Source organism: Streptomyces sp. SM1, from assembly GCF_002910825.1.
Lineage (GTDB): Bacteria > Actinomycetota > Actinomycetes > Streptomycetales > Streptomycetaceae > Streptomyces > Streptomyces okerensis.
On record NZ_NEUB01000669.1, the window covers coordinates 1 to 4,859 of the forward strand.

At 72.8% G+C, this 4,859-nt stretch carries 4 protein-coding genes and 1 pseudogene; 1 reads left to right on the forward strand and 4 read right to left on the reverse strand.

The features are described 5' to 3' along the window. The 3 genes from B9S61_RS18090 to gndA all read right to left on the reverse strand — a co-directional run. Positions 1-812 (reverse strand): AfsR/SARP family transcriptional regulator (locus B9S61_RS18090; protein WP_146064878.1); only part of this gene is annotated, 812 nt, incomplete at its 3' end. A gap of 423 nt (positions 813-1,235) precedes the next feature. Then, a complete protein-coding gene (locus B9S61_RS18095) occupies positions 1,236-1,406 on the reverse strand; it encodes a thiazolylpeptide-type bacteriocin (protein ID WP_103543201.1) in 171 nt (56 codons plus the stop codon). Between the two features lie 153 nt (positions 1,407-1,559). Next, complete coding sequence (gndA, locus tag B9S61_RS18100) at positions 1,560-2,999, reverse strand: NADP-dependent phosphogluconate dehydrogenase (protein ID WP_103543202.1); 1,440 nt, start codon at positions 2,997-2,999, stop codon at positions 1,560-1,562. A gap of 400 nt (positions 3,000-3,399) precedes the next feature. Here gndA and B9S61_RS18105 point away from each other — a divergent pair, with 400 nt between their 5' ends. Further along, positions 3,400-4,644: a transglycosylase family protein gene (locus B9S61_RS18105; protein WP_103543203.1), complete on the forward strand. Its 1,245-nt coding sequence runs from the start codon at positions 3,400-3,402 to the stop codon at positions 4,642-4,644. On the opposite strand, the pseudogene B9S61_RS18110 reads toward B9S61_RS18105, so the two are convergent. Then, positions 4,634-4,859: pseudogene (locus B9S61_RS18110) on the reverse strand (hypothetical protein); the annotation flags it as partial. The gene B9S61_RS18105 and the pseudogene B9S61_RS18110 sit on opposite strands and share 11 nt — an antisense overlap.

Sequence of the window (4,859 nt, forward strand, 5' to 3'; positions counted from 1 at the left end):
CCGCGGCCACCCTTCGCGTCCGGCGGCGGCTCGGGTCCGGAGAGCCGGGTGACGTCGACTCCGGCGGCCCCGGTGGTACGGGGTGCGTCGCCGCGCAGGATGGCCAGTTCCAGCCGCTGCAGCTCCGCGCCCGGATCGACGCCGAACTCGTCCCGCAGATGCGCCCGGATCCGCCGGTACTCGGCCAACGCCTCGTTCTGCCGCCCCGCTTGGTACAGCGCCCGCATCAACTGAGCGGTGAGTCCCTCGTGCTGGGGATGGGTCCGGGTGGCCTCCCAGAGGTCCACCAGGACCTCGCGGCACCGCCCCTGGGCCAACTGGATCTCGCCGACCCGTTCCAGGACCCGCAGCCGTTCCTCGGTCAGCCGGGGGACCTCGTCACGGTGCAGCAGATCCGAGGGCACGTTGGCCAGCAGCGGACCCCGCCACAGACCGAGCGCGGTACGCAGCAGCGTCAGTTCGGTCGGCCCGGCACCGACGGCCCGGGACACCAGGGCGCGGAAGTGCAGCAGGTCCAGGGAGTCCTCGTCCACCGGGAGGCGGTAGCCACCGGCGACCGCGACCACCGCGTGCTGTTCGATGTCGTACTTCGCGAAGAGCCGGCGCAGCCGCAGCACACAGCTCTGCAGCGCCGCCTTGGCCGTCGCGGGCTGTGCCTCCCCCCAGACGGCCTGCCGGAGCCGGCCGGTCGGCACCACCTCGCCGGGGCGCAGCAGCAGCGCCGCCAGCAGCGAGGTGGGTTTGGCGGCCGGGAGGACGACCGCTTCCGTTCCGTCGGTGATGCCGAGTGGTCCGAGCAACTGGAATCGCATGGGCTCCCCCGAACCGCGGTCACGCGCCGGACTGGGCCGTCGCCGTCTTCCTCCCCCGAGGTGACGGGGGCAGGACAAACGTGGATGAAGCCGATGTGTGGTCACTCATCGGCCTCGTGGCTCTGGCGAGTGTCTACCGGCGTAGATATGGGCGTGTCAAGGGAAGACAGCGACGGCGCCGAGGGTCGGCCGAGGTGTACTGGTGCTCCGTCAAACCTCTTACCAGCCACGACTGTTGCTGGACCGAGGGCCCGTCCGCGGTCACCCGGGGAGGCGGTGTCCGTGCCGACCCGTCCATGACGGCTGCGCCGTGGGCCGTCCGCCGTTCACGGTGTCCGCCGCACCGGTTCCGGGCACGCCGAAGACCCGGCCGGCGCCCCCTGGGGAGCGCAGGCCGGGCCGGTGTCCCGCCGGCCCGGTGGGTCAGGCCGAGCAGGACGTGGTGCTGCAGGTGGAGCTGGAGGTCGAGGTGGAGCTGGTGCTGGTGCAGCCGGCCAGCACGACCTCGCTGGCGTCCGAGTAGTCGGAGATCTCGAAGGTCTCGGCCTCCAGCTCGAGGATCTCGTCGGCGAGGGTGCTCAGGTTCTTGTCCATGGTGTCTCCCGTGGGTCTCGGACCGCCGCGGCCGGCGGCCCCGGTGTGCCGGGAACCCATTCCAGCGCCCCGCGCTCACCGTTCGGCTGCGTCCCGCTGGCACATCGCTGGCACGCGGCGCCGGCGGGACGGAGCCGCCCCGGACAGGCCCTGCTACGCGGACACCTCCGACCGGTCACCGCCCCACAGCGTGTGGAACGAGCCGTCGCGGTCCGTGCGGCGGTAGGTGTGCGCCCCGAAGTAGTCGCGCTGCCCCTGGGTGAGGGCGGCCGGCAGGCGCTCCGCGCGCAGCGCGTCGTAGTAGGCGAGAGCGGCCGCGAAACCGGGAGTCGGCACGCCCTGGCGGGTCGCCGCGACCAGTACCTCGCGCCAGTCGTCCTGGGCGTCCGCGATCTCCCGCGCGAACGTCTCGTCGGACAGCAGGCTCGGCAGGTCCGCCCGCGCGTCGTAGGCGGCGCGGATCCGGTCGAGGAAGGCCGCCCGGATGATGCAGCCGCCGCGCCAGATCGCCGAGACCGCGCCGAGGTCGATGTCCCAGCCGTACTCCTCGCTGCCCGCGGCGATCTCGTGGAAGCCCTGCGTGTACGACACGATCTTCGACGCGTACAGCGCCTGCTCCACCCGGTCCGCGAACGCCGCCGCCTCCGCCTCGCCCATCGGCGCGGCGGTCGGCCCGGCCAGCCCGCGCGAGGCCTCGCGCAGCGCCGCGTGGCCGGACAGCGAGCGGGCGAACACCGCCTCGGCGATGCCGGACACCGGCACGCCCAGGTCGAGGGCGATCTGCACGGTCCAGCGGCCCGTGCCCTTCTGCTCCGCCTGGTCCACCACCACGTCCACGAACGGCCGGCCCGTCGCCGCGTCCACGTGCGACAGCACCTCGGCCGTGATCTCGATCAGATACGAGTCCAGCCGGCCGGTGTTCCAGGTGCGGAAGATCTCCGCGATCTGCCCGGGGGAGTACCCGGCCACATCGCGCAGCAGCTGGTACGCCTCGCCGATCAGCTGCATGTCGGCGTACTCGATGCCGTTGTGCACCATCTTCACGAAGTGCCCGGCACCGTCCGGACCCACGTGCGTCACACAGGGCGCGCCGTCGGCCGCCTTGGCGGAGACCTTCTCCAGCATGGGGCCGAGCGAGTCGTACGACTCCTTCGGGCCGCCGGGCATGATGCTCGGGCCGTGCAGCGCGCCCTCCTCGCCGCCGGAGACACCCATGCCGACGAAGTGGATGCCCTGCTCGCGCAGCGCCTTCTCCCGTCGGCGGGTGTCGGCGAAGTGCGCGTTGCCGCCGTCGATGATCATGTCGCCGGGCTCCAGCAGCGGGGCGAACTCCTCGATCACCGCGTCCGTCGGCTCACCGGCCTTCACCATCACGACCAGCCGCCGCGGACGCTCCAGCGCCGCCACGAACTCCTTGGCCGTCCCGGCCGCCACGAACCGGCCCTCGCTCCCGAACTCCTTCACCAGCGCGTGGGTGCGCGCCGCGGTCCGGTTGTGCACCGCGACCGTGTAGCCGTTGCGGGCGAAGTTGCGCGCGAGGTTGCGGCCCATGACCGCGAGCCCGGTGACGCCGATCTGCGCTGAACTGCTCATATGGATGGCTCCTAGTGACCTTGCTGTCGGTACTGCCGGTGTGACGGTGCTGCCGGTCGACGCACGCCAGTCCTACGCCGACCATCCTGACGTGCCGTACTCGCGGGCGCACGCGCGGGGCGCCCGCACCCGCGCAGGCACATACGGGCGAAGGCCCCCGCCGTACTCAGCCGCCGTACCCGGCGCCCCCGGCCCGCCGCACCCGCCCGGCGCACGCTCCCGCATGCCCCGCGGACGGAGGCACCCGCCCGCGCACACGCGCTTCCCCGGATCAACGGGGGCGCAACGGGCGAAAAAATCCCGGCCACTTGGCGCATCCGTGCGGCCGATAGCCGCCTTGTCACGGCTGGTTCGCAGCGCTTACTTTTGCCCCTCCTGACGCATTGTCGAGGGGGATTCCATGGCCGTGCGCGGCCGGCACCGCCGGTATCAGCCGAACAGGATCAACCGGGCCTCGCTCACCGTCACCGCGGGCGGTGCCGGGATGGCGCTCCCGCTCATGGGCACCGGCGCCGCCCAGGCCGCCGATGTGGAGACCTGGGACAAGGTCGCCGCCTGCGAGTCCACCAGCAACTGGGACATCAACACGGGCAACGGCTACTACGGCGGGCTGCAGTTCACGCAGTCCACCTGGGAGGCGTTCGGCGGCGCCCGGTACGCGCCGCGTGCGGATCTGGCCACCAGGGACCAGCAGATCGCCGTCGCCGAGAAGGTCCTCGACGGCCAGGGTCCCGGCGCCTGGCCGCTCTGTTCGGTACGGGCCGGACTGACACCGGGTGGCGACACCCCCGACATCCGGCCGGCCGCCGGCGAGAAGTCCGGCCGGCCCTCCGTCGAGGAGGTCAAACCGCACACCACGCCCCAGTCCCGCGCGGGCCGCGCCGAGATGTACACCGTGGTCCGCGGCGACACCCTCTCCGCCATCGCCGAGGAGGAGCGGCTCCGGGCCGGCTGGCGGGGGCTCTACGAGGCCAACCGCTCGACCGTCGGCGCCGATCCCGACCTGATCGTCCCCGGCCAGCGCCTCGCCCTGCCCGACGGCGCGGCCAAGGCCCCCGCGCGTCCCACGAAGCCGACACAGAAGAAGCCGGCCGAGCGGGCCGAGGAGCGGTCGGACAAGAAGGCGGACAGGGAAACCGGCACGAAGAAGGCCGAGACGGCCCAGAAGTCGCGGAAGGCCGAGAAGAAGGCTCCTCCGCAGCGCACCGAGGACCGTGCCGACCGCACCACCAAGAGCAGCGGCGAACGCGTCGCACCCGTCAGCGCCGGCCTCGGCACGCCGTACCACAAGGCGGGTTCCGCCTGGTCGAAGGGCTACCACACCGGCGTGGACTTCCCCGTTCCCACGGGCACGTCCGTGAAGTCGGTCGCGGCCGGCACCGTGGTGAGCGCGGGCTGGGAAGGCTCGTTCGGCTATCAGGTCGTGGTCCGGCACGCGGACGGACGCTTCAGCCAGTACGCGCACCTGTCGGCGATCTCGGTGAGGAACGGCCAGTCCGTCGGCGCGGGACAGCGCATCGGGCGCTCCGGTTCGACCGGAAACAGCTCGGGCCCGCATCTGCACTTCGAGGTGCGGACGGGGCCCGGCTTCGGGTCGGACGTCGACCCCGTCGCCTACCTGCGGGCGGGCGGGGTCAGGATTTGACGCGTGTCCGGTGCCGGTCCACCGCCGGCACCGGCACGTACGGGCCACCGTAGAAGGGCGCGTACGACACCAGCGGCACCGGGGCCGGATCCGGTCCGTCCGTCCGGCCGCCCGCCGGCGGGACGGGAAGGGCCGGAAGCCGTACGTCCTCGGGAAGCGTGAGTTCGGCGAGCAACAGCGCCGCCGGGTCCGCCGTGCCCCGCCCGGCCGGCTCC